General features: G+C 66.3%; 21 protein-coding genes. 12 read left to right on the top strand and 9 right to left on the bottom strand.

Translation table 11 applies throughout. The features are described from left to right. The first annotated feature begins 1 nt into the window (after position 1). Both CRO50_RS14165 and CRO50_RS14160 read left to right on the top strand, forming a co-directional pair. A complete protein-coding gene (locus CRO50_RS14165; RefSeq protein WP_097146568.1) occupies positions 2–466 on the top strand; it encodes a thioesterase family protein in 465 nt (154 codons plus the stop codon). Beyond that, a complete protein-coding gene (locus CRO50_RS14160) occupies positions 463–960 on the top strand; it encodes a DUF4177 domain-containing protein (protein WP_143516927.1) in 498 nt (165 codons plus the stop codon). Before CRO50_RS14165 ends, CRO50_RS14160 begins: the two co-directional genes overlap by 4 nt. 2 nt (positions 961–962) lie before the next feature. Here CRO50_RS14160 and CRO50_RS14155 read toward each other — a convergent pair whose 3' ends face one another. Next, on the bottom strand, positions 963–1,214 hold the full coding sequence (locus CRO50_RS14155) for a BolA family protein (protein ID WP_097146566.1): 252 nt from the start codon (positions 1,212–1,214) through the stop codon (positions 963–965). 92 nt (positions 1,215–1,306) lie between these two features. Here CRO50_RS14155 and CRO50_RS14150 point away from each other — a divergent pair, with 92 nt between their 5' ends. Continuing rightward, a complete protein-coding gene (locus CRO50_RS14150; RefSeq protein WP_097146565.1) occupies positions 1,307–1,939 on the top strand; it encodes a J domain-containing protein in 633 nt (210 codons plus the stop codon). 103 nt (positions 1,940–2,042) lie between these two features. On the opposite strand, the gene CRO50_RS14145 is transcribed toward CRO50_RS14150, so the two are convergent. The 4 genes from CRO50_RS14145 to pepN all read right to left on the bottom strand — a co-directional run bounded on the left by CRO50_RS14145 (position 2,043) and on the right by pepN (position 8,421). Then, positions 2,043–2,360, bottom strand: coding sequence for a hypothetical protein (locus CRO50_RS14145; RefSeq protein ID WP_097146564.1), 318 nt, complete (start codon positions 2,358–2,360; stop codon positions 2,043–2,045). Between the two features lie 200 nt (positions 2,361–2,560). Next, positions 2,561–4,075 (bottom strand): Asp-tRNA(Asn)/Glu-tRNA(Gln) amidotransferase subunit GatB, encoded by a 1,515-nt coding sequence (gatB, locus tag CRO50_RS14140; RefSeq protein WP_097146563.1) that lies wholly within the window; start codon positions 4,073–4,075, stop codon positions 2,561–2,563. A gap of 316 nt (positions 4,076–4,391) precedes the next feature. Continuing rightward, the gene (locus CRO50_RS14135; protein WP_097146562.1) at positions 4,392–5,678 is read right to left on the bottom strand and encodes a hypothetical protein; all 1,287 of its coding nucleotides are present in this window, start codon (positions 5,676–5,678) and stop codon (positions 4,392–4,394) included. Between the two features lie 178 nt (positions 5,679–5,856). Further along, the gene (gene pepN / locus CRO50_RS14130; protein ID WP_097146561.1) at positions 5,857–8,421 is read right to left on the bottom strand and encodes an aminopeptidase N; all 2,565 of its coding nucleotides are present in this window, start codon (positions 8,419–8,421) and stop codon (positions 5,857–5,859) included. A gap of 134 nt (positions 8,422–8,555) precedes the next feature. Here pepN and CRO50_RS14125 point away from each other — a divergent pair, with 134 nt between their 5' ends. Together CRO50_RS14125 and CRO50_RS14120 are read left to right on the top strand one after the other, a co-directional pair. Then, on the top strand, positions 8,556–8,741 hold the full coding sequence (locus CRO50_RS14125) for a hypothetical protein (protein ID WP_097146560.1): 186 nt from the start codon (positions 8,556–8,558) through the stop codon (positions 8,739–8,741). A 168-nt stretch (positions 8,742–8,909) separates the two neighbouring features. After that, positions 8,910–9,689 carry a gamma-glutamyl-gamma-aminobutyrate hydrolase family protein gene (locus CRO50_RS14120; RefSeq protein WP_097146559.1) on the top strand — a complete coding sequence of 260 codons (780 nt, stop codon included), beginning with the start codon at positions 8,910–8,912 and terminating at the stop codon, positions 9,687–9,689. A gap of 57 nt (positions 9,690–9,746) precedes the next feature. On the opposite strand, the gene CRO50_RS14115 is transcribed toward CRO50_RS14120, so the two are convergent. Continuing rightward, entirely contained in the window at positions 9,747–10,499 is a 753-nt protein-coding gene (locus CRO50_RS14115; protein ID WP_097146558.1) for an SDR family NAD(P)-dependent oxidoreductase, read from the bottom strand. Positions 10,500–10,817: 318 nt separating this feature from the next. Between CRO50_RS14115 and CRO50_RS14110 the strand changes: the two genes are divergently transcribed. From CRO50_RS14110 to CRO50_RS14100, 3 genes are all read left to right on the top strand, one after another. Next, entirely contained in the window at positions 10,818–12,392 is a 1,575-nt protein-coding gene (locus CRO50_RS14110) for a Re/Si-specific NAD(P)(+) transhydrogenase subunit alpha (RefSeq protein WP_097146557.1), read from the top strand. 13 nt (positions 12,393–12,405) lie between these two features. Further along, positions 12,406–13,824 carry an NAD(P)(+) transhydrogenase (Re/Si-specific) subunit beta gene (locus tag CRO50_RS14105; protein ID WP_097146556.1) on the top strand — a complete coding sequence of 473 codons (1,419 nt, stop codon included), beginning with the start codon at positions 12,406–12,408 and terminating at the stop codon, positions 13,822–13,824. Between the two features lie 287 nt (positions 13,825–14,111). Further along, positions 14,112–14,525 carry a PaaI family thioesterase gene (locus CRO50_RS14100; RefSeq protein WP_097146555.1) on the top strand — a complete coding sequence of 138 codons (414 nt, stop codon included), beginning with the start codon at positions 14,112–14,114 and terminating at the stop codon, positions 14,523–14,525. 57 nt (positions 14,526–14,582) lie between these two features. On the opposite strand, the gene CRO50_RS14095 is transcribed toward CRO50_RS14100, so the two are convergent. From CRO50_RS14095 to CRO50_RS14085, 3 genes are all read right to left on the bottom strand, one after another. Beyond that, a complete protein-coding gene (locus CRO50_RS14095; RefSeq protein WP_232617711.1) occupies positions 14,583–15,548 on the bottom strand; it encodes an ABC transporter permease in 966 nt (321 codons plus the stop codon). After that, positions 15,541–16,563: an ABC transporter permease gene (locus tag CRO50_RS14090; RefSeq protein ID WP_097146554.1), complete on the bottom strand. Its 1,023-nt coding sequence runs from the start codon at positions 16,561–16,563 to the stop codon at positions 15,541–15,543. The genes CRO50_RS14095 and CRO50_RS14090 overlap by 8 nt, the downstream gene beginning before the upstream one ends. A 150-nt stretch (positions 16,564–16,713) precedes the next feature. After that, positions 16,714–18,420, bottom strand: coding sequence for a peptide ABC transporter substrate-binding protein (locus tag CRO50_RS14085; protein WP_097146553.1), 1,707 nt, complete (start codon positions 18,418–18,420; stop codon positions 16,714–16,716). 272 nt (positions 18,421–18,692) lie between these two features. On the opposite strand from CRO50_RS14085, the gene CRO50_RS14080 reads away from it, so the two are divergent. The 4 genes from CRO50_RS14080 (at position 18,693) to CRO50_RS14065 (ending at position 24,157) form a co-directional block, all read left to right on the top strand. Beyond that, positions 18,693–20,528 (top strand): ABC transporter ATP-binding protein, encoded by a 1,836-nt coding sequence (locus CRO50_RS14080; RefSeq protein ID WP_097146552.1) that lies wholly within the window; start codon positions 18,693–18,695, stop codon positions 20,526–20,528. A gap of 99 nt (positions 20,529–20,627) precedes the next feature. After that, a complete protein-coding gene (gene argE / locus CRO50_RS14075; RefSeq protein ID WP_097146551.1) occupies positions 20,628–21,812 on the top strand; it encodes an acetylornithine deacetylase in 1,185 nt (394 codons plus the stop codon). A gap of 3 nt (positions 21,813–21,815) precedes the next feature. Continuing rightward, entirely contained in the window at positions 21,816–22,976 is a 1,161-nt protein-coding gene (locus CRO50_RS14070) for a M20 aminoacylase family protein (RefSeq protein ID WP_097146550.1), read from the top strand. Positions 22,977–22,996: 20 nt separating this feature from the next. Further along, positions 22,997–24,157, top strand: a complete 1,161-nt coding sequence (locus tag CRO50_RS14065; RefSeq protein WP_097146549.1) for a M20 aminoacylase family protein — start codon at positions 22,997–22,999, stop codon at positions 24,155–24,157. Positions 24,158–24,165: the final 8 nt, after the last annotated feature.

Raw genomic sequence — 24,165 nt, 5'->3', positions numbered from 1 at the left:
CATGCCCTATCTCAGCCCCGAAATGATCGTCCGACCCGAGTGGATCGACTACAACGGCCATCTCAACATGGCCTATTACGGGGTGCTCTTCGACCTCGGCTCGGATCCCTTCTGCGAGGACATGGGGATGGGCGAGGCCTACCTGCGCGACACCGGCAACACGACCTATACGGCCGAGTTCCGCATCCGCTACCTGCAGGAGGTGCATGAGGGCGCAAAGCTGCGCGCCTCGATGCGGCTGCTGGAGGTGGGGCCCAAGGCCTTCCATTATGCGCAGGAGCTGATCCACGAGGACGGCTGGGTGGCCGCCACCGGCGAGGGGATCAGCCTGCATGTGGATCAGACGGGGCCGAAGGTGGCCTCTTACCCGGAGGCGGTGAAGGCCAAGCTTGACGCGGCCCTGGCGGAGCACCAGAAGGAGCCGATACCCGATTGGGTGGGCAAACCGATGGGACTGCGGAAATGAACTGGGAATACAGGGTCGTACCGGCACCGGACCGGGCAGGGCGCCAGCGGGGCGTGAAGGGCGCGGAGGCGAAGTTCGCCCGCACCATCGAAGACGTGATCAACCACATGGCCGCCTCGGGCTGGGAATACTGCCGCGCCGAGATGCTGCCCGAAACCGCGCGCCGCCGGTCGACCACCTATCACAACCTGCTGATCTTCCGCCGCGATCCGGAAAACGCCCCCGAGGAGGAGGTGACCCCGCTGCTCGAGGCCCCCGCCCGCAGCTCCTCTGGCTATGCGCCGGCGAAGCCGGGACTGGCAAAGCGCCTGGGATCCGGCGCGGGCAGGCTGATGGATGTGATCATGGCTCGCACCTCGCGCGCCGAGAAAAACCGCGAAGAGCCGCTGTTCCAGCACGAGGCGCTGAAAGGGGCCGCGGAAGAGGCCCCCTCCGAAACCGCGGAGACCTCTGCCGAGACCTCGACCGAGGCCTCGGAAGAGAAGCGCGACTAGGCTCAGCTGAGCTCCAGCGACAGCGCGTGGATCTGGCCCATCAGGGGGCCAAGGGCGTCATGCACCGCGCGGTGGCGTGCCACCCGGCTCTGACCGGCCTGGGACGAGGCCTGCATGCGGACGATGAAGTGGCTTTCGCCGCCCTCCTGGAAACCCGCATGGCCACGGTGTCTTTCGCTGTCGTCGATCACTTCCAGCGCTTCGGGTGCGAAAGCGGCCTGCAGCCGCTCGCGGATCTCTGCCGTTCGGGACATTTTTTCTCCTGTCGCCTCTTCAATCTGCCGCCACTTAGTCTAGACTTCAGCGCCTGACTCGGAAATGCCCCACGACCAAGGAGGCCGCCCCCATGCCCAAATCTGATCCCTTCGGTTTCGACATGTCCATCTCTTCTGCCAAGAAGAAGCAGAACAGAGGACGTCGCGGCATGTCCGGGGCATCGGAAACCTCGACCCGCGTCTGCGAGCACGAGGGCTGCCAAGAACCCGGCAAGTACCGCGCCCCGAAAGCTCCGGACGTGCTGGACGATTATTTCTGGTTCTGCAAGGAACACATCCGCGAGTACAACCAGAAGTGGAGCTTCTTCGACGGCAAGACCGAGGCCGAGATGAACGCCCAGATGTCCGACGACAAGGTCTGGGAGCGCAAGACCAAGCCCCTTGGCGACCCCGAGGCGCGCGCCTGGGCCCGTCTGGGCATCGAGGACCCGCATCAGGTGCTGGGGGCCAATGCGACGCAGAACCCCGGCCGCAACGCCAATCCCGGCGGTGCCACCCGTCGCCTGCCGCCGACCGAGCGCAAGGCCATCGAGATCCTCGAGGCCAAGGACACCTGGTCCAAGGCCGAGATCCGCAAGGCCTACAAGGCGCTGATCAAGGTGCTGCACCCGGATATCAACGGCGGCGACCGCAGCCAGGAGGACCAGCTGCAACAGGTCGTCTGGGCGTGGGACCAAATCAAGGACAGCCGCAGCTTCAAGTAAGCGCCGGGGGGGCACGTCAGCTCAGGCTGAATGGACGGGTATCTGGGATGAGCAGGGGGCCGCAGGTCACGGCCCTCGCTCTCTGCGCCCTGGCTGGTGCGGGCTAGGCGTTCTTGCAGCGCTCCACCGCCTGCACCATCTCGCGGAAGTCGTGCAGGGCCGCGATCTGCGCATCGCTCAGCTTGGTGCGGTCAAGGTCGGCCTGATCAATCAGCACCTCCAGCGCCTCCGAGATCCGCCCGATCTGCCGCCCGTAGCTGCCCACCTCCTGCAGGATGCGCTTCTCGAGCTCTGGTTTCGCGGTGCGTCCCAGATTGACGTTGATCAGGCCCATCTGTCCGACGTTCTCGAACCAATGCGACCAGATGTCGAAGGCCTGGGTGACTGCGCCCCCGAGGGGGGCCGTGTAATGCGGTGCCATGACTTCCCTCCATGCGTTCACGCGGGCAAGCGCAACACCGTGAGGGGGCCCTGTCAAGAAATTGCGCCTCCCGCAGCGGGGCCGTCAGGCAGCGCGCGCGGGGCTGCAAAGACAAAGGGCGGGGTCTGACCCCGCCCTTTTCAAATCTCGGATCGGACCGGCGCAGCGGCCCTAGGGCGGGATCTATCCCGCCGCGCCCCTCAGAGCCCCAGCTTCGCCGCCACCAGCTCGTTCACCGCCTTGGGGTTGGCCTTGCCGCCGGTGGCCTTCATGACCTGTCCGACGAACCAGCCTGCCAGTTTCGGGTTCTGCTTGGCCTTTTCCACCTGCTGCGGGTTCGCCGCGATCACCTCGTCGACCGCCGCCTCGATGGCGCCGGTGTCGGTGACCTGCTTCAGGCCCTTCTCTTCGACGATCGCCGCCGGGCTGCCGCCCTCGGTGAAGGTGATCTCGAAGACGTCCTTGGCGATCTTGCCAGAGATGTCGCCCTTCTTGATCAGGGTGATGATCTCGGCAAGCTGCTCGGGGCTTACGGGGCTGTCGGTGATGTCCAGGTCGTCCTTCTTCAGGCGACCGAAGAGCTCGTTGATGACCCAGTTGGCGGCCAGCTTGCCATCCTCGCAGCGCGACACGACCTCTTCGAAGAAGGCGGCGTTCACCACCTCTGCGGTCAGCACCGAGGCGTCGTACTCCGACAGGCCGAAGTCCTTGACGAAGCGGGCCTTCTTCTCGTCCGGCAGCTCGGGCAGGGAGGCCGCGATATCGTCGACCCAGGCCTGTTCGATTTCCAGCGGCAGCAGGTCGGGGTCGGGGAAATAGCGGTAGTCGTGTGCCTCTTCCTTCGACCGCATCGAGCGCGTCTCGCCCTTGTCGGGATCGTAGAGACGGGTCTCCTGGTCGATGGTGCCGCCGGATTCCAGGATCTGGATCTGGCGCTTCGCCTCGTAGTCGATGGCCTGCTGGATGAAGCGCATCGAGTTCATGTTCTTGATCTCGCAGCGCGTGCCCAGGTGGCTGAAATCCTGCGTTTCCATGTACTTCTCGTACTGGCCCGGACGGCAGACCGAGACGTTGACGTCGGCGCGCAGGTTGCCGTTCTGCATGTTGCCGTCGCAGGTGCCCAGGTAGCGCAGGATCTGGCGCAGCTTGGTGACATAGGCGGCAGCCTCTTCGGGGCCACGGATGTCGGGGCGCGAGACGATCTCCATCAGCGCGACGCCGGTCCGGTTCAGGTCGACGAAGGACATGTTCGGGTCCATGTCGTGGATCGACTTGCCCGCGTCCTGTTCCAGGTGGATGCGCTCGACCCGCACCAGGCGCGCGACGCCGGGGCCCATGTCGACAAGGATTTCGCCCTCGCCCACGATGGGGTGGTAGAGCTGGGAAATCTGGTAGCCCTGCGGCAGGTCGGGATAGAAGTAGTTCTTGCGGTCGAAGGCCGAGAAGAGGTTGATCTGCGCCTTCAGGCCCAGCCCGGTGCGCACCGCCTGCGCCACGCAATACTCGTTGATGACGGGCAGCATGCCGGGCATGGCCGCGTCGACGAAGGCGACGTTCGAGTTGGGCTCGGCGCCGAATTTGGTCGAACCGCCGGAGAAGAGCTTCGCGTTGGATGCGACCTGGGCATGGACCTCCATGCCGATGACCAGCTCCCAGTCATGTTGCGCGCCCGCAATGACCTTGGGCTTCGGGGTCTCGTAGGTGAGGTCCAGCATGGTCCGTCCTTTCCGGGATTGGCTTGATCACGGGTTCTAGGACAGGGCGCGAAGGGGGGCAAGGGGCCTCTGCGCCGCTTTGCGCCGGAGCTTTCAGAAAGCCGAGCCCGGTGCGGTGGCATCGCTTCGGGCGATGCGGGCCCGCGTGGTACGGGGGTTGGGGCAGGCGCCGGGGCGAGGCCCGTCCCGGAGGCGCGGTGGCAGGGGCGTCCGACCCATGCGGTCGGGGCCGCAGCGCCCGGCGCAGAGGTGCCGATCCGGGGCACCGGACCGCGAGACTGCCGGCGCTCTGGAGCCCCGGCGCTTTCGTCTCTCGTCAGTGACGCAGCGCGCCCGAGCGCCGTGCCTTGACGATGGCGGCGATCTGCGCGGCGTCGGCGGCGAGATCGGCGGGGCTTACCTGTTCTTCTGGCAGGGCGAGGGCGGGGCGGGCGCCGCGCAGCCAGATCTCGGGGCGGATCTCGGTCATGTGGTGCTCGATGATCGGCCCGGCGGCGGCATGGAGCAGTTCTCGCGTCGCGCGCGCCTCGGGCGTAAGGCGGGCGGGCGCGCGGCCCGGCGCCATGGCCAGGGCGCAGAACCCGGCCAACAGGTTCGCCACCTCCTGTCCGGGGCGGCGCTCGAGGATGTCGAAGAGCCCCCGGCGGAAGCGGGCGGCATCGCAATGGGCGGCGGTCTCGGCCTCGGTCGAGAGGGCGTCGAGCCAGATCCAGCTATAGGCGCCGTCGCCCCAGATATCGGCCAGCCGGTCCGCGGTCTGGGCGGCGGCATCGCCGATCGCCTCGGCATCGCTGCCGAACCAGCGCGGCAGCATGTAGAGGCCGAAGTTGCGCAGCGGGCCGGGGTTGGCAGGGTCGAGGTCGATCAGGTCCTCGAAATCGTCGCGCATCCGCGCGGGCGCGGCGGGGTCATTGGCCAGCAGCGCGATGCGTGCCTCGGCCAGCATCGGGCTGGCCTCTTCGATGGGGCTGTAGCCGTCCAGCAGCTGCGCCGCGCGTTCAAAGTGGCGGATGAATTCGGGATGCGGGGTCCTGGGCTGCGCCACCGGCGGCAGATCGCCGTGGTAGAGCCAGGCCAGGTCCATGTGCAGCCGCGCCACGGTCACCGCCTCGGGCCAGCCGCCTTCGGCAGCGGCCGCGTCGAGATCGGTCAGCCAGGCGCCCGAGGGCTCTGCCCCGCAGTGGATCGCCTTGCGCGCGGAAGAGACCATGTCCGAGCGTGCGCCCGCCGCCAGCACCTCTGCCATGCGGACGCCCGCCGGAGAGGTCTCGCGCAGGCGGTCGGTTTCACGGATCAGCCGGGCCAGCAGGTCCCAGCGATCCTGGCGGACCAGGGTGCGGCCCTTCTGGAAATAGGCGCGGAAGGTGCCCTGTTCGCGGGTGGCGTGGCGGATCGGCAGCAGGCGGCGCTGCTCGGTCGGGCCGTCGTCGGGGCGCTTCAGCTCGGCACGGGCCTGGGCGGCGGAGCGGATGCGGATCTGTCGCCCGCCATCGGGCAGCCCGGTCACAGAGCCGATCAGCCCCTCGTCGGCCGTGGCGCCCGGATGGGGGGCCGCAGGGCCGAACAGGCTTCGGAATCCGGGTATCTGGCTCAGACCGCGCATGTCTATCTCCGCTACTTGCTGCCCCATCTTCTGCTGGGGCATTTGGGCCGAAACGTGGCACCTCAAGGGAGATATGACGTTAAACCGTCGTCACTTCGTTAACATTCGCCAGAAACTCTTGGCGTTGTTTCCCGGCGCCGCTCTGACGCCGGGAAAGCTTTGCATATTCAGGCCTTTATCAGTGGTTCAGGATACGGGTCACCATTTCGGAAACATCCCGGCTGAGGCCCTCGCGCGCCGCGATCCGCTCCAGTTCCGCCTTGATCAGCGCCTGGCGACCGGCGTCGAAGCGCTTCCAGGTCTGGAAGGCGGCGCACATGCGGGCGGTGGTCTGCGGGTTCAGCGCATCGAGCTTGATCAGCCAGTCGGCCAGCAGCGCATAGCCCTTGCCCGAGGGCGCGTGGAAGCCCGCCTGGCTCATCGACAGCGCCCCGAAGACCGCCCGGAAGCGGTTGGGGTTCTTCATGTCGAAATCGGGATGCGCAACCAGCGCGGCGGCCACGTCGGCGGTCTCTTCGGGGCGGGCGAAGGCCACCTGCATCGAGAACCACTTGTCGATCACCAGGCGGTCCTCCTTCCACTGCTCGTAGAAGGCGGCAAGCTCGGTCTCGGCCGCGCCGATGGAAAGCAGCGCGGTGAGCGCGGCCAGCTGCTGCGTCATGTTGTCGGCGCTGGCGTATTGCGCGCGCGCCGCCTCGCCGCCGTCGAGGCGGGTCAGCAGGCCGAGCGCGGTATTGGCCAGGGCACGGGCCGCCGCGGGCTCTGCGTCGGGACGATATTCGCCGGGCACCTGGTGGACACGGTAGAGCGTCGCCAACTGGTCGGGCATCCAGCGCGCCATGGCCTCGCGCATCTCCTCGCGCTTTTCCCAGATCAGCTGCGGATCGGGGGTGGTGCCGCCCTCGTGCAGGGTCTGGGCCAGGTCGTCCTCGGAGGGCAGGGCCAGGGTGAGGGCGCGGAAGGCCGGGTCCAGGGTCTCGTCGGTGATCACGGTCTGCAGCGCGCCCAGGTAGGCCGGATCGGGCTCGGCGCCCTCGGTGATCATCCTGAGCAGCGCCTGCTTGGCCAGGCTGCGGCCCGCTTCCCAACGATTGTAGGGATCGGTGTCATGGGCCAGCAGGAAGGCCCGCGTCTCGGTGTCGGTCTCGTGCTGCAGCACCACCGGCGCCGAGAAGCCGCGCAGGATCGACGGCACGGGGCGCGCGCCGAGACCCGAGAAGGAGAAGCTCTGTTCGGCCTCGGTCATCTCCAGCAGGGTGGTTTCCTGCACCTCGTCGCCATTGGGGCCGATGAGACCCACGGCAATGGGCAGCACCTGCGGCAGCTTGGTGGGCTGGCCGGGGGTGGGGGGCGTTTCCTGGCGGAAGGTCAGGGTGAAGGTGCCATCGTCCCAGGACTCGCTCACCCGCAGGCGCGGGGTGCCGGCCTGGGAGTACCAGCGCTTGAACTGGGTCAGGTCGCGGCCCGTGGCGTCCTCGAAGACCTTCAGCCAGTCCTCGATGGTGGCCGCATCGCCGTCGTGACGGTCGAAGTAGAGATCCAGCGCCTTGGCATAGGCCTCGTCCCCGACAAGCCGCTTCAGCATGCCGATCACCTCGGCGCCCTTCTCGTAGACGGTGGCGGTGTAGAAGTTGTTGATCTCCTGGAAGCTCTCGGGGCGGACCGGGTGCGCCAGGGGGCCGTTGTCCTCGCGGAACTGGCGCGCGCGCAGGTCGATCACGTCCGAGATCCGCTTCACCGGCTCGGAGCGCATGTCAGCGGTGAAGGAGGCGTCGCGGAAGACCGTCAGACCCTCCTTCAGGCAGAGCTGGAACCAGTCGCGGCAGGTGATGCGGTTGCCGGTCCAGTTGTGGAAGTACTCATGCGCGATGATCGCCTCGATGCGCTCGAAGTTGGCGTCCGTGCTGGTTTCGGGCGAGGCCAGCACGCAGGAGGAGTTGAAGATGTTCAGCCCCTTGTTCTCCATCGCGCCCATGTTGAAGTCATCGACGGCGACGATGTTGAAGATATCCAGGTCGTATTCGCGGCCATAGACGTCTTCATCCCACTTCATCGACTTCTTCAGCGCCTCCATGCCGAAGGCGCATTTGTCCTCGTCGCCGGGGCGGACGTAGATGTTCAGCTCGACATCCTTGCCCGAGCGGGTGGTGAAGCGGTCGGGGTGGGCCACCAGCTCTCCGGCCACCAGGGCGAAGAGATAGGCGGGCTTGGGCCAGGGGTCATGCCATTCGGCGAAGCCTTCGCCCGAGGCCACGGGGTTGCCGTTCGACAGCTTCACCGGCTCGTCGCCCTCGATGCGGACGGTGAAGACCGACATCACGTCGGGGCGGTCGGGGTAATAGGTGATCTTGCGGAAGCCCTCGGCCTCGCACTGGGTGCAATACATGCCGTTCGACATGTAGAGCCCTTCCAGCGCAAAGTTCTTCGCCGGCGCGATCTCGACCTCGGCTTCCCAGGTGAAGGCGCCTTTGGGCACGGCGCAGGTCAGGCCCTGCTCGGTGATCTCGGGCGAGACGCTCTGGCCGTCGATCTTCGCGCTGACCAAGGTCAGCTCTTCGCCGTGCAGGAAGAAACGCTCCTGGCTGGCCTCGGGGTTGGGCACGAAGCGGATCTTCGAGATCACCCGCGTGCTCTCGGGGGCCAGGCGGAAGGTCAGGTGGACATCCTCGACGGTCCAGCCGAAGGGCGTGTAGTCGGCAAGGTAGATGGTCTCGCCGGTGGTTCCGGGGGCGGCGTCCTTCATGGGGCTCTTCCTTTCGCATCAGTGGTTGCCTGCGATGTTGCCCCCCGGCGCGCGGATTGCAAGGGCCGGACGTGGAACGCGCGGCGCTGGCGTCGCGTTGAGCCAGAAGACCCAAAGAAGCGACGGAGGCCCCCATGTCCGCACCCGATACCAACCTGACCCGCGAAAAGCGCCGCCACCGCCCGGCCGTCTGGGGCATCGCCCTGGCCGTGGCCTTCGGGCTTGGCATGCTCTTTGCCATCATGCTGCAGGGCACCGACGGCGAGACACCGCCCGCAGGGACGGCTGCCACGGCACCGGCCAGCGCCACGGCGGACTGATCCGGCGCCCGGTCGGCCTCTCTTGCCGTTGGTCCGGTCTACCCGGTCGGCCCTCTCTTCTGCCGCTTTCCGAAGCGCTGAAGGCCGGGGGTGCGCCTCCGCACAGGAATTTCCGTTTTCTTCGGGAAGGTGCGGTAGTAGATTGGCCTGCGTACCAAGAGGCGTGACATGACCAGACCCCGTATCGGCATCATTACCAACCTACACGTCATCGACGGCTCCTACCGCACCCATGCGGGGGGCGTGATGAACTGCGAGGCGGTGTCCGAGGTCAGCGATTGCATGCCGGCGCTGATCCCTTCGGACCCCCGGCTGGTTTCGGTCGAGGAACTGCTGGAAAGCTATGACGGCTTCGTGCTGACCGGCGGGCGGCCCAACGTCCACCCGTCCGAATACGGCGAGGAAGAGAGCGAGGCGCACGGCGCCTTCGACCGTGCCCGCGATGCGATCACCCTGCCGCTTGTCCGGGCCTGCGTCGAGCGCGGCCAGCCCTTCCTGGGCATCTGCCGTGGCTTCCAGGAGGTCGCGGTGGCCATGGGCTCGACCCTGCACCCCGAGATCCGCGATCTGCCGGGGCGGATGAACCACCGCATGCCCCCGGACGGTACGCTGGAAGAGAAATTCGCCCTGCGCCACAAGGTGACCTTCACCGAGGACGGGGTGTTCCATCGCATCATGGGCGCGTCCGAGGTGATGACCAACACCCTGCACGGGCAGGGGGTGGTGACCCCCGGCAAGCGCTTCGTCATCGACGGCCATGCGCCCGACGGCACGCCCGAGGCGGCCTATGTCGACGGCGCTTCGGGCTTCACGCTGGCGGTGCAATGGCACCCGGAATACAACGCCGCCAATGATCCCGTCTCGCGCCCGCTCTTCGAGGGGCTGGGCCAGGCGGCACGGGCCTGGGCCTCTGGCCGCAACGCCTTCCCAGTGCTGCGCAGCGCCTGACCTGACCTTCGCACGGAATGTAGAGGGGAGGCGGGGTTCACCCCGCCGCCACCTGCCTCAAAGCTGTCCGCCGGCGATCCGCACTTCGGTGCCATTGGTGCTGCTGCTCAGCGGATCGCAGAGCCACAGCGCCGCCGCGGCAACCTCTTCGGGCGTGATCAGCCGCTTGTGCCGGTTCAGCTTCACCATCATCGCCTGCGCCTCTTCAGCGCTGACCCCGGTGCGCTCCTTGATCGCCTCGGTGTTGCGGCTGACGATGGGGGTGTCGACGTAGCCCGGACAGATCGAGTTGAACGTATAGGGCTGACCCATGAAATCCTCAGAGAAGCTGCGCATCATCCCGATCACCCCGTGTTTCGAGGCCGCGTAGGCTCCGGCCCCTGCCGCCCCGCGCAATCCTGCGATGGAGGAAATCGCGATGACCCGCCCCCAGTCGGTCTCCAGCATCGAGTTGAGGCTCTCGCGTACCGTGTAGAAACATCCGTCGAGGTTGGTGGCCATGATCTTGCGCCAGAACTCGGCAGAGGTCTTGTGCAGCTTGCGCCCCTCCGCGATGCCCGCATTGGCGACGCAGATCTGCACCGGGCCCCGCGCGGCCACGGCCTCGGCGGTGACCGAGCGCACCTGGCTCTCGCTGGTCACATCCATCACCGCCGGGTGGAGCCCCGGTCCCGCGACCTCCGCGAGCACCTCGAGCCGGCGCCCGGTGATCGTCACCTCGGCCCCCTTCTCGGCAAGAGCGCGGGCGATGGCCAGACCGATCCCCGTACCGCCCCCCGTAACCAGGGCGTGTTTGCCATGCAGATCCATGTTATCCTCCCATTTGCGGAATAGTGTTCCGCATATCGGATTAACCCTAGGCCGCGTCCGCGCGGGGATCAAGCAGCGAGGCGGGCGGTCGGGCAGGGGCTGTTGGCCGGTTGCATGGCAGCGATGCAGAGGACGACCTTGCCGACGGCGGCAAATGCCTTAGGCTCCCCCGCCGGAGGGACTGTTTGACAGGACCCGATATTACGGGCAAACCCTGCCCAGTCATTGCGCAACAATGTTGCGCGCTAACATCAGGTCGACGCCGGAAAATTCCGGAAAAAGACCTTCCACGCCGTGCTCAGAAGGGGGACGACACAGGTGAAGATCGGAACGCCGAGCGAAGTGTTCGAGGGAGAGGCGCGGGTCGCAATGACCCCGGACTCGGCCCAGCAATTGCAGAAACTGGGGCATGAATGCCTGATCCAGAGCGGCGCGGGCCTGAAGGCCGGCTTCATCGACGCGGCCTATACGGCTGCGGGCGTCACCGTGCTGGAGACCGCGGAAGAGCTCTACGAGGCCGCCGATATCGTGGCCAAGGTGCGCCAGCCTTCCGAGGAGGAGGTGGCCCTGCTGCGTGACGGCCAGACGCTGATCTCCTTCCTCAATCCGGGCGGCAACGCCGAGCTGCTCGACCGTATCAAGGGCCAGGGTGCCACCGCCGTCGCCATGGAGATGGTGCCGCGTATTTCCCGCGCCCAGAAGATGGACGCGCTGTCCTCGATGGCCAATATCGCCGGCTACCGCGCCGTGATCGAGGCGGGCAACAACTTCGGCCGCTTCTTCACCGGCCAGATCACCGCCGCGGGCAAGGTGCCCCCGGCCAAGGTGCTGGTCATCGGTGCCGGCGTCGCGGGTCTTGCCGCCATCGGCACCTCGACCTCGCTGGGCGCCATCACCTATGCCTTCGACGTGCGCCCCGAAGTGGCCGAGCAGGTCGAGAGCATGGGCGCCGAGTTCGTCTACCTGGACTTCGAGGAAGAGCAGCAGGACGGCGCCGCTACCGGCGGCTATGCGGCTGTCTCCAGCCCCGAGTTCCGCGAGGCGCAACTGGCCAAGTTCCGCGAGATCGCCCCGGATATCGACATCGTCATCACCACGGCGCTGATCCCCAACCGCGAGGCCCCGAAGCTCTGGCTGAAAGACATGATCGCCTCGATGAAGCCGGGTTCGGTCATCGTCGACCTGGCGGCAGAGAAGGGCGGCAACGCCGAGGGCACCGTGGCGGATGAAAAGGTCGTGACCGAGAATGGCGTGACCATCGTCGGCTACACCGACTTCCCCTCGCGCATGGCCACCCAGGCCTCCTCGCTCTATGCGACCAACATCCGTCACCTGATGGCGGATCTGACGCCCGAGAAGGACGGCGTGGTCAACCACGACATGGAAGACGACGTGATCCGCTCGGCCACGGTGACCCGTGCCGGTGAGATCACCTTCCCGCCGCCGCCGCTGAAGGTCCAGGCCATCGCGGCGCAGAAGCCCAAGCCGAAGGCGCCCGAGCTGACGCCGGAAGAGAAGCGCGCCCAGGAAGTGGCCGCCTTCAAGAAGCAGACCCGCAACCAGGTGACCCTGCTGGCCGTGATGGCCGCGCTGATCCTCGGCGTGGGCCTGATCGCGCCCTCGAGCTTCATGCAGCACTTCATCGTCTTCGTCCTGTCGGTCTTCGTCGGCTTCCAGGTGATCTGGGGCGTGGCGCATTCGCTGCACACGCCGCTGATGGCGGTGACCAATGCAATCTCGTCGATCATCATCCTCGGCGCCCTGATGCAGATCGGCTCGGGCTCCTTCTTGGTGATCCTGCTCGCCGCGCTTTCGGTCTTCATGGCCGGGATCAACATCTTCGGCGGCTTCCTCGTGACCCGGCGCATGCTCGCCATGTTCCAGAAATCCTAAGGAGAGCGCAGAGATGGACTTCGGATTTACCACGGCGGCCTATGTGGTCGCGGCTGTTCTCTTCATCCTCTCGCTCGGCGGGCTTTCCGGTCAGGAAAGCGCCAAGCGGGCGGTCTGGTACGGCATTGTCGGCATGGGCCTCGCGGTCCTTGCCACGCTCATCGGGCCTGGTTCGGGCTTCTGGCTTCTGTCGGCGATCCTGATCGCGGGCGGCGGCATCATCGGCTGGTACGTGGCCAAGAAGGTCGAGATGACCGAGATGCCGCAGCTGGTGGCAGCCATGCACAGCCTCGTCGGCCTGGCGGCGGTCTTCGTCGGCTACAACGCCCATATCACCATGGCGGTGCTGGCGGGCGGTGCCGAACCCAAGGGCGTCTTCGCCGACCTCGTGGCGCACAAGGACGCGGTCGAGCTGGGCATCCTCTCGGTCGAGCTGTTCCTCGGCGTCTTCATCGGTGCGGTGACCTTCACCGGCTCGGTGGTGGCCTACGGCAAGCTCGCCGGCAAGCTGACCTCGAAGGCAGAGAAACTGCCCGGCGGCCATGTGCTGAACATCACCGCGGCGGGGATCTCGGTCATCTGCCTGGTGTGGTACATGAGCACCGGCGGCACCTTCCCGCTGCTGCTGATGACGCTGGCGGCGCTCTTCATCGGCTACCACCTGATCATGGGCATCGGCGGCGCCGACATGCCCGTGGTGGTCTCGATGCTGAACTCCTATTCGGGCTGGGCAGCTGCGGCCATCGGCTTCTCGCTGTCGAACGATCTGCTGATCGTCGTAGGTGCCCTGGTCGGCTCCTCGGGGGCGATCCTCAGCTACATCATGTGCAAGGCGATGAACCGTTCCTTCGTCTCGGTGATCCTGGGCGGCTTCGGCGGCACCACGGGCCCGGCGATGGAAGTCGAGGGCGAGCAGAAGCCCATCGACGTCGACGGCGTGGCCCAGGCGCTCGAGGACGCGGACAGCGTCGTCATCGTGCCGGGCTACGGCATGGCCGTGGCGCAGGCCCAGCAGAACGTGGCCGAGCTGACCCGCAAGCTGCGCGAGAAGGGCAAGGAAGTGCGTTTCGCCATCCACCCCGTCGCGGGCCGCCTGCCGGGTCACATGAACGTGCTGCTGGCCGAGGCCAAGGTGCCCTACGACATCGTGCTCGAGATGGACGAGATCAACGACGACTTCCCGGAAACGGACGTCGTGATCGTCATCGGCTCGAACGACATCGTGAACCCGGCGGCGCAGGAAGACCCGAACTCTCCGATCGCCGGCATGCCGGTGCTGGAGGTCTGGAAAGCCAAGCAGGTCTTCGTGTCGAAGCGCGGCCAGGGCACGGGCTACTCGGGTATCGAGAACCCGCTGTTCTACAAGGACAACACCCGCATGTACTACGGCGATGCCAAGCAGAGCATCGGGGATCTCCTGGCCAAGATCTGATCTTCGCGGGACTGGACGATTGGAAAGGGCGGTGCTTGGGCGCCGCCCTTTTTGCTGGGACGTAGAGGGGGGAGGGGGGCGCTGCCCCCCGCGCGTGCCGCGCTCCCCCCGCAGTATTTTCAGCCATCGGATGGGACAAGGGCACGCTGCATCCATCCGATGGCCCAAAATACTGCCGCCGGAGGCTCCCACGACCCGCAAGATGCGCAGGCTTCGGGACGTGGCGTTCCGGTGGACAGGGGCGCGCGCAGGGGCAGGGTGGGGCAAGGATCACTGGGAGGAACGACATGGATCTGAAACCCTTCGGGCAGTCCATCCTGGATGGGCAGCCATTCTCGAAGCTCGTGGGCGTCGAGATCGCCCGGTTCGAGGCTGGCTTCTGCGAACTGGTGCTCGAGATCGAGGAGCGTCACAAGCAGCACAATGGCTTCGTGCATGGGGGCGTGACCTCGACCCTGGCGGACATGGCGCTGACCTTTGCCGGGGGCTCGGTGCTGCAGGATGTGCTGACGCTGGAGTGGAAGATCAACTTCCTGCGCCCCGGGATCGGCGAGCGGCTGGTGGCGCGGGGGCAGGTGATGTCCCATGGCGCGACACAGGCGGTCTGTCGTTGCGATATCTTCGCGGTGAAGGACGGCGAGGAGAAGATCGTCGCCGCCGCCCAGGGGACGATAGCGAAGCGGCCGCAGCGCAAGGGCTGAAAGCAAGACGCCCCGGCGGTGAGGCCGGGGCGTTCTGCTTTGCGTCAGGAGCCGGGCTCAGCGGCCGCGGATGCGCGGGTCGAGCGCATCGCGCAGGCCGTCGCCCAGGTAGTTGACCGAGAGCACGGTCAGCGAGATGGCGATACCGGGCATGACCACGCGCTCGGGGTTCTGCTGCATGTAGTCCACCGCGTCGAAGAGCAGCCGGCCCCAGGTGGGGAAGTCCGGCGGGAAGCCCAGGCCCAGGAAGGACAGCGCCGACTCGGTGATGATCGCATTGGCGATGCCGAGGGTGGCCGAGACCACGATAGGCGAGATCACGTTGGGCAGGATGTGCCGGGCGATCATCAGCGTGTTGGTGGTGCCGATGGAGCGAGCGGCCAGGACGAACTCGCGCTCCTTCAGGGCCAGCACGTCGCCGCGCACGATCCGCGCCGTCGGCATCCACGAGGTGATGCCGATGGCGGTGACCATCAGGATGAAGATCCCGGTCTCGATGCCGAAGGCCTTGGCCAGCGGCTCGCGGAAGAGCAGCACCATGACCAGCAGCAGCGGCAGCAGGGGCAGGGCCAGGAAGAGGTCGGTCAGGCGCATCAGCGCATTGTCCAGCCGCTTGAAGTAGCCTGCCAGCACGCCGACCAGGGTTCCGAGCACCAGCGCCAGCAGCATCGCGGTGATGCCCACCGACAGCGAGACCCGCCCGCCGTCGATCATCCGCGCCAGCATGTCCCGACCCAGCTGGTCGGTGCCGAAGGGATGGGCCAGCGAGGGGCCGTCGTTGCGGGCCCGGAAGTCGATGCCGGCAGGGTCGAGCGGCCAGAGCCAGGGGCCCAGCACCACGCCCAGCACGATCACCAGGAAGACGATGCCTCCCATCATGGCGCCTTTGTGCTGGCGGAACTGGGTCCAGACTTCGTGCCACTGGCTGCGCGGCGGCGTCGAGGGCAGGGGCGCCGCGAGGACGCCTCCGGCCTGGGTGGCGCCTCCGGTTGCGGGGACGGTTTCGTTCAGGTCATCAGTCATAGCGAATCCGCGGGTCGAGGATGCCGTAGAGCACGTCGGCAATCAGGTTGAAGAGCACGATGAGCACGGCAAAGATGAAGGTCAGCGTCTGCACCATGGGCAGGTCGTTGGCCTCGATGGCGCCGATCAGCAGGTGGCCAAGGCCGTTCACCTTGAAGACCTGCTCGGTGATGATGGCACCGCCGAAGACCTGCGGCACGCCGAGCGCGATCACGGTGACGACGGGGATCAGCGAGTTCCTGAGCACATGGACCATGACCACGATGCTCTCGCCCAGGCCCTTGGCGCGGGCGGTGCGGACGTAATCCTGATTCAGGTTGTCCAGCATCGAGGCCCGCATGAAGCGCGAGATCTGGGCGGCGTTGTAGAGCGCCAGCACCATCACCGGCAGGAACATCTGCCGCACCTGGAAGCCGAAGGCGGACCAACTGTCGACCTGGTGGGTGGTGTCGTAGATCGAGGGGAACCAGAAGAAGCTCTCGCGCGGCATGTTGACCGAGAAGATCACGATCAGCAGCACGCCGGTGAAGAAGGTGGGGACCGAGTAGCCGACCATCGAGATGAAGGTACCGGCCTGGTCGAAGACCGAATACTGCCGGTAGGCCGAGTAGATGCCGATCGGCAGGGCGATGATGATGCCCACCAGGTAGGAGGTGCCCACGACCCACAGGGTCTGCGGCATCCGCTGCATCACGATGTCCATCACCGGCGACCGGGTCTGCCAGGAGAGCACGCGCAGCTTTCCTTCCGCGAAGGAGGTGCCGAAGATATTGTCGATCAGGACCTGAGGTTCGATCCAGAAGAACTGGACCAGCCATTTCCAGAACTGGATGTGGACGGGCTCGCCAAGGCCCAGGGCCTCGCGCATCTTCTGCTTCACCTCGGGCGGAACCGTCAGTGGCACGTTGGCCATCGGGTCACCGGGGGCGAGCTGCAGCAGCGCGAAGATCACGATTGCACTGGCAAGCAGGGTCGGGATCGCGATCAGCAATCGTCGAAGGGTAAAAGTCAGCATGGAGGGTCCGAGCGTCTGAGGCGCTTTCCCTGCCGTCCCGGTGCAAGATCATCCGGCGGTCCTACCCCGGTGGTCTGGCTGGTTCGGGACCGGCGCGGTCAGGCGCGGGGGGAGGGGGCCCCGGCAGATGCCGGAGCCCCCCTGTAAGGATTACTCCTCGATACGGTACCAGTCGGCCACGTTCCACAGCTCGGAGTCCCAGGTGTTCAGGACAACGCCGCCGAGGGTGTTGGAGTGTGCCGAGACACGGCCACGGTCCACGAGGGGAACGATGGTGTAGGTGTCCTTGGTCAGCATCTCGTTCAGGCGGATGGCGATCTCACCGCGCTTCTCCAGCTCACCGGTCTTGGCCAGCTCGTCGAGCAGGGCGTCATATTCCGGATCGCAGAAGCGGTTGATGTTCTCACCCTGCCACTGGCTGGACGGCTTCGGCTCGTTGCCGCAGCGGTACATGGACAGGTAGGCCTGCGGGTCGGTGCCATCGAAGTTGTTGGCGTACATTTCGACGTCCGCGTAGAACTTCTGGAAGGTGTCGGGCGAACCCGCGTCACCGCCGAAGAACACCGAGCCGGAGATGTTGCGCAGCTCGGTTTCGACACCGATCATGCCCCACCATGCCTTGATGGCATCCTGGAAGTTCTGACGCACGGCGTTGGTCGAGGTCTGGTAGAGCAGGGACAGCTTCATGCCGTCCTTGTCGCGGATGCCGTCACCATCGGTGTCGGTCCAGCCGGCTTCTTCCAGCAGCGCCATGGCACCTTCCAGGTCCTGGCCGATGCAATCGGTGTTGGGCGATGCGTAGCGCGCGGGCGCCGGCACCAGGTTACAGGTCGGGCGACCCGCCTGGCCGTAGCCGATTTCAACCAGCAGCTCGCGGTCGATGGCCATGGACAGGGCCTTGCGGACGCGAACATCCGACAGGATGGGGTGCGGCGCTTCGCGGGTGGCGCGGATGTCGGCCGGCAGATCCGAGGACGGATCGGTCAGGTTCATTTCCAGACGCTCGACCAGGGTGCCGAAGGCTGCAACGGTCTGACCCTTGCCGCCCTTTTCCATCTCTTCGATGACTTCGGGGGCCAGCTGCAGGTTCCAGGCGTAATCGAACTCGCCGGTTTCCAGCACGGCACGGCCGGCAGAGGCCGCGTCGCCGCCGCCCTTGAAGGTGACGGTGGCGAAGGCGGGCTTCGCAGGGTCCCGATAGTTGGGGTTGGCCGACATGGAGATCACGTCGTTCGGCTTGAATTCGTCGACCACGAAGGGGCCGGTGCCGATCGGGTTGAAGTTCTGCTCGGTGCAGGTCGAGGCCGCGGCGCCGAGGCACTCGGCGAACTGCGCCTTCTGCAGGATCGGCGACTGGCCACCCATGAAGGGCAGGTAGGGGTTCGGCTGCGGGGCCTTGAAGTTGACCTGGATGGTCAGGTCGTCAATGGCTTCCACGCTTTCCACCGCATCGAACTTCGACAGCTGCGCACAGCCGCCTTCGGGATGCATGCAGTACTCGGCGGTGAAGACCACGTCCTCGGAGGTCAGCGGGGTGCCGTCCGACCACAGCAGACCTTCCTTGAGGGTCCAGGTGATGGTGGTCAGGTCTTCGGAGACGCCGCCGTTCTCGACGGTGGGGATCTCGGAGGCCAGGAAGGGCACCAACGCGCCGTCCTGGTCGAAGCGACCGAGGGGTTCGATGATCATCGAGGACGATTCGATGTCCTTGGTGCCGCCCGAGAGGTACGGGTTCAGGATCGAGGGCGCCTGCCAATAGATGATGTTGACATGGCCGTCGCTGCCGCGCTCGGCCATGGCTGCCGGTGCCAAGGCCGCAAAGGCGGCTGCACCCAGCAGAGCTGATCTGAGGTTCATTGGTATCTCCCAGTTGAACAGTGCCGGATCTTGCAGATCCGATCGTTGACCCGAGGGATACTCAGAGCGCCCGGCGGCTCGAAAAGCTGCCGGGCGCTGAGCACCCACCCGAGGATGAGGGTATCGAAAATCGGATTCGATCAAAAAGCAACCCTCTCCACATGGTGGCCGTAGGGGAAGGCAGCTGACGCAGGGGGAGGTCGAGACGCGGTTTGACAAGCTTCGCCGTCGCTCTGTAGCGTTCCGGGGTCACTCCTCTCACAGGGCTTCCCATGCTTGATACCGACGGTTCCGCCGCACCCATTGCACGCATCGAGAATCTGCGTGTTTCCTTCGAGACTAAGGACGGTCCGGTCATCGGGGTCGAGGATGTCTCGTTCCAGATCAACCCGGGCGAGACGGTCTGCGTGGTGGGCGAATCCGGCTCCGGCAAGTCGGTTTCTTCCCTCTCGCTGATGCGCCTGGTGGAATTCGGCGGCGGAAAAATCGCCGGCGGCCGCCTAATTTTTGATCGAAAGGACGGAAAAGAGCTGGACCTCGCCACGGCGGAGCAGGGGCTGATGCGCACCATCCGCGGAAACGAGATCGGAATGATCTTCCAGGAGCCGATGACGGCGCTCAATCCGGTCTTCACCATCGGCCGCCAGCTCTCGGAAGGGTTGGTGCTGCACAAGGGGATGAGCCGCAAGCAGGCCATGGCTCGCGCGGTCGAGCTGCTGCGCGAAGTGCGAATCCCCGAACCCGAGCGCCGCATCAAGCAATACCCGCACGAGCTGTCCGGCGGCATGCGCCAGCGCGTCGTGATCGCCATGGCCCTGGCCTGCGAGCCGCGCCTGCTGATCGCCGATGAACCCACCACCGCGCTCGACGTGACCATCCAGGCCGAGATCCTGGCCCTGATGGACCGTCTGAAGCGCGAGACCGGCACCGCGGTGATGTTCATCACCCACGACATGGCCGTGGTCGCCCAGATGGCCGACCGCGTGGTGGTCATGTTCCGCGGCAACAAGGTGGAAGAGGGCCCGGTCGAGCAGATCTTCACCGCCCCGCAACACGATTACACAAAGGCCCTGCTGGCGGCCGTGCCCAAGCTGGGCGAGATGACCGGCAAGCCGCTGCCCGAGCCGATGAAGCTCTTCGGGGTCGACGGCCAGAAGATCGAGCCGATCCCCGGCACCGACGAGGTGCTGCTCTCGGTCAAGAACCTGACCACGCGCTTCCCGGTGAAGGGCGGCGTGATGCGCCGCACCGTGGCCAATGTCCATGCGGTCGAGGATGTCTCCTTCGACATCTTCAAGGGCCAGACCCTGTCCCTGGTGGGCGAATCCGGTTGCGGCAAGTCGACCACGGGCCGCTCGGTGCTGCGCCTGGTCGAGCCGCAGGAGGGCGCGATCCTTCTGGACAACAAGGACATCATGGCGCTGAACGACCGCGACCTGCGCCGCGCGCGGCTCGACATGCAGATGATCTTCCAGGATCCCTTCGCCTCGCTGAACCCGCAGATGCAGCTTTCGGACCAGGTGGCCGAGCCGATGCGCAACTTCGGCACGCTGAAGGGCAGGGCGATGCAGGAGCGTGTCGAGATGCTCTTCGATCGGGTCGAACTGCCGCGCAGCTTCATGCGCCGCTACCCGCACGAGCTGTCCGGCGGCCAGCGCCAGCGCGTGGCCATCGCCCGTGCCCTGGCGCTGAACCCCAAGCTGATCGTCGCGGATGAAGCCGTGTCGGCGCTGGATGTCTCGGTGCAGGCGCAGGTGGTGAACCTGATGATGGAGCTGCAGGCCGACCTGGGCCTGTCGTTCCTCTTCATCAGCCACGACATGGCCGTCGTCGAACGCGTCAGCCACCGCGTCGGCGTCATGTACCTGGGCCGTATCGTCGAGATCGGCAGCCGTCAGGCGGTCTTCGAGAACCCCCAGCACCCCTATACCAAGGCGCTGATGAAGGCCGTGCCGATTGCCGACCCGACCCGGCGCAAGTCCGAGCACGAGCTGAACTTCAAGCCGATCCCCTCGCCGATCCATGACCTGGACTACCAGCCCGAGCCCTCGGTCTACGAGAAGGTGGGCGAGGATCACTTTGTGCTGACCACCGACAGCGGCTACTGATCAATCAAGCGACCCATGGGCGCGCGCGACTCTGCCGCGCCGCCCCATCCCTTGCAACTCGATCCGCGCGACGCTTCGCGCGGCAGGAAAGACCCCCCTATGACGCCCCGTTCGTCTGCTGCCCCCGAGATCCTTTCTCCGCGCCAGATCCTGGAAACGCTGGTTTCCTTCCCCACCGTCAGCCGCGATACCAACCTGCCACTGATCGACTGGGTGCAGGGCTACCTCGAAAGCCACGGCGTGACCTGCTACCGTCATCACCACCCCGATCAGCCGAAGGCGGGGCTCTGGGCCTGGACCGGACCGGAGGAAGAGGGGGGCGTGGTGCTCTCGGGCCATACCGACGTGGTGCCGATCGATGGCCAGGACTGGTCCTCGGACCCCTTCACGGTGACCGAGCGCGACGGCAAGCTCTATGGCCGTGGCTGCGCCGACATGAAGGGCTTCGACGCGCTGGCGGTCTGGGCGCTGGTCGAGGCCAGCCGCCGCAAGCTCTCGAAGCCGCTGCACCTGGCCTTCACCTACGACGAGGAGATCGGCCTGCTGGGCGCGGCCCCGCTGCTCGCCGATGCGCTGCCCCATGTGCCGAAGCCCGCTGTGGCCCTGATCGGAGAGCCGACGATGCTGCAGGTGGTCTCTGGCCACAAGGCAGGCATCGCCTTCGATACCCAGGTCAACGGCTTCGAGGTGCATAGCTCCATCGCCTACAAGGGCGTCTCGGCGATCATGGAGGCCGCCAAGCTGGTGGAATGGGGCAATGCGGTCAACGCGGCCAATGCCGCGAAGGAGCCGCAGGGCTCGGACGCGCTCTTCGATCCGCCCTGGACCAACGCCCATGTGGGCATGATCTCGGGCGGGACGGCGCATAACATCACCGCCAGGACCTGCAACTTCCTGATGTCCTTCCGCTGCGTGCCCGGCGAAGACCCCGAGAGCTACGCCAGGGCCTACGAGGCAGAGGTGCGCCGGGTCGAGGCCGAGATGCAGGCGATCCGTCCCGAGACCTCGATCACCCTGACCCGTCTCTTCGACGCCAAGGGCCTGGCCCCCGAAAAGGACGGTGCGGCCGAGCAACTGGCGCGGCAGCTGACCGGCGACAATGGCTCTCATGTGGTGAGCTATGGCACCGAGGCGGGCTATTTCCAGGCCGAGGGGCTGTCGGCGGTGGTCTGCGGGCCGGGCGATATCGCCCAGGCGCATCAGCCTGACGAGTTCATCACCCTCGAGCAATTCGAGAACGGCGAGGCCTACATGCGCCGCCTGCTCGACCACCTGGAGGCCTGAACCATGCCGCTGCGCAACCGTATCGCCGAAATGGCCCCCGAGGTCGCCTCCTGGCGCCGACATCTGCATGCCCACCCCGAGCTGCGCTTCGAGGAGCACGAGACTGCCGCCTTCGTGGCCGAAAAGCTGCGGGCTTTCGGCTGTGACGAGGTGGTCGAGGGCGTCGGCCAGACCGGCGTCGTCGCCGTGGTCAAGGGCCGGGCCGAGGGCGGGGCCGTCGGCTTCCGCGCCGACATGGACGCCCTGCCGATTCTCGAGGCCACGGGGCTGGAGCATGCCTCGACCGTACCCGGCAAGATGCATGCCTGCGGCCACGACGGCCATACCTCGATGCTGCTCGGTGCGGCGCAATACCTGGCCGAGACCCGCAATTTCGCCGGCTCCGTCGTCTTCATCTTCCAGCCCGCCGAAGAGGGCGGCGGCGGGGCGAAGGCGATGATCGAGGACGGTCTGATCGAGCGTTTCGGCATCGACGAGGTCTACGGGATGCACAATTGGCCCGGCAAGCCGCTGGGGGATTTCACCCTGCGCGCCGGTCCCCAGTTCGCCGCCCCGGAACGCTTCGACGTGGTGCTGACGGGGCGGGGCGGCCATGCGGCCATGCCCAATCTCAACATCGACACCACCCTTGCCGCCGCCCAGGTGGTCACCGCGCTGCAAAGCATCGTCAGCCGCAACGTGGACCCGACCCAGAATGCCGTGGTCTCGATCTGCGGATTCCAGACCGAGACCAACACCTACAACGTGATCCCCGAGGTGGTGACCCTGAAGGGCACCTACCGGGTGCATGACGACGAGGTGCAGAACCAGGTCCGCACCCGCATCGAAGAGGTCACGACGGCCACCGCTGCCGCCTATGGCGTCACGGCAGAGATCACCTTCCTGCCGGGGCCGCCGGTGCTGATCAACCACGCCGAGAACGTCGAATACGCGGCCGAGGCCGGCAACAGGGTCTCTTCAGCCACCACCGATTTTCCGCCCGTCATGGGCGCGGATGATTTCGCCGAGATGCTGCGGCGTCGTCCCGGCGCCTATATCCTGGTCGGCAACGGCGACAGCGCCGGGTTGCACCACCCCGAGTATGAATTCAACGACGCGGTCATCCCCTACGGGGTAAGCTGGATCGCAGAGCTGGCCGAGGCCCGCCTGCCGCTGCCCCGCTGATCGTCAAACAAGGAGCCACCATGCCTATCAAGAACCGCCTTGCCGAGATGCAGGAAGAGATCACCGCCTGGCGCCGCGATCTGCACGAGAACCCCGAGATCCTCTTCGAGACCCACCGGACCTCTGCCCTGGTGGCCGAGAAGCTGAAGGAGTTTGGCTGCGACGAGATCGTCACCGGCCTGGGCCGCACCGGCGTCGTCGGCGTGATCAAGGGCAAGACCAATACCTCGGGCAAGGTGCTGGGTCTACGCGCCGACATGGATGCGCTGCCGATCCTCGAGGCGACGGGCCTCGACTATGCCTCGAAGACGCCGGGCGCCATGCATGCCTGCGGCCATGACGGCCATACGGCGATGCTTCTGGGCGCCGCCAAGTACCTGGCCGAGACGCGCAACTTCGACGGCACCGCCGTGGTCATCTTCCAGCCCGCCGAAGAAGGCGGCGGCGGCGGCAAGGAGATGTGCGACGACGGCATGATGGAGCGCTTCGGCATCCAGGAAGTCTATGGCATGCACAACTGGCCTGGCATGCCCGTGGGCAGCTTCGGCATCCGCTCGGGCGCCTTCTTCGCCGCCACCGACCAGTTCGAGATCAAGGTCGTCGGCCGTGGCGGTCACGCCGCCAAGCCGCAGCAGACCATCGACCCGATCGTCGCCGCCTCGCAGGTGGTCACCGCGCTGCAGTCCATCGCCAGCCGCAACGCCGATCCGGTCGAGCAGGTGGTGGTCTCGGTGACCAGCTTCGAGAGCTCCTCGACCGCCTTCAACGTGATCCCGGCCCATGTCACCCTGCGCGGCACCATCCGCACCATGTCGAAGGAAAGCCGTGCGCTGGCCGAAGAGCGCCTGAAGGCCATCGTGCCCTCCGCCGCCGCGGCCTTCGGCGCCAAGGCCGAAATCGAATGGCTGCCGGGCTACCCGGCCATGGTCAACACCCCCGAGCAGACCGAGTTCGCCGCCGAAGTGGCCAAGTCGGTCTCGGGCGATTGCGTCGAGGCGGCGATCACCATGGGCGGCGAAGATTTCGCCTACATGCTGGAAGAGCGCCCCGGTGCCTATATCCTGGTCGGCAACGGCGACAGCGCCGATGTCCACAACCCCGAGTACAACTTCAACGACGAGGCGATCCCCGCGGGCTGTTCCTGGTGGGCCGAGATCGTCGAGAAGCGCATGCCGGCCTAAGAGCTGCT

Origin of the sequence: Pseudooceanicola antarcticus, assembly GCF_900215355.1 — a bacterium.
Taxonomy (GTDB): domain Bacteria; phylum Pseudomonadota; class Alphaproteobacteria; order Rhodobacterales; family Rhodobacteraceae; genus Pseudooceanicola; species Pseudooceanicola antarcticus.
Note: the sequence above shows the minus strand (reverse complement) of the source record. Positions and strands in the feature narration are given on the sequence as shown.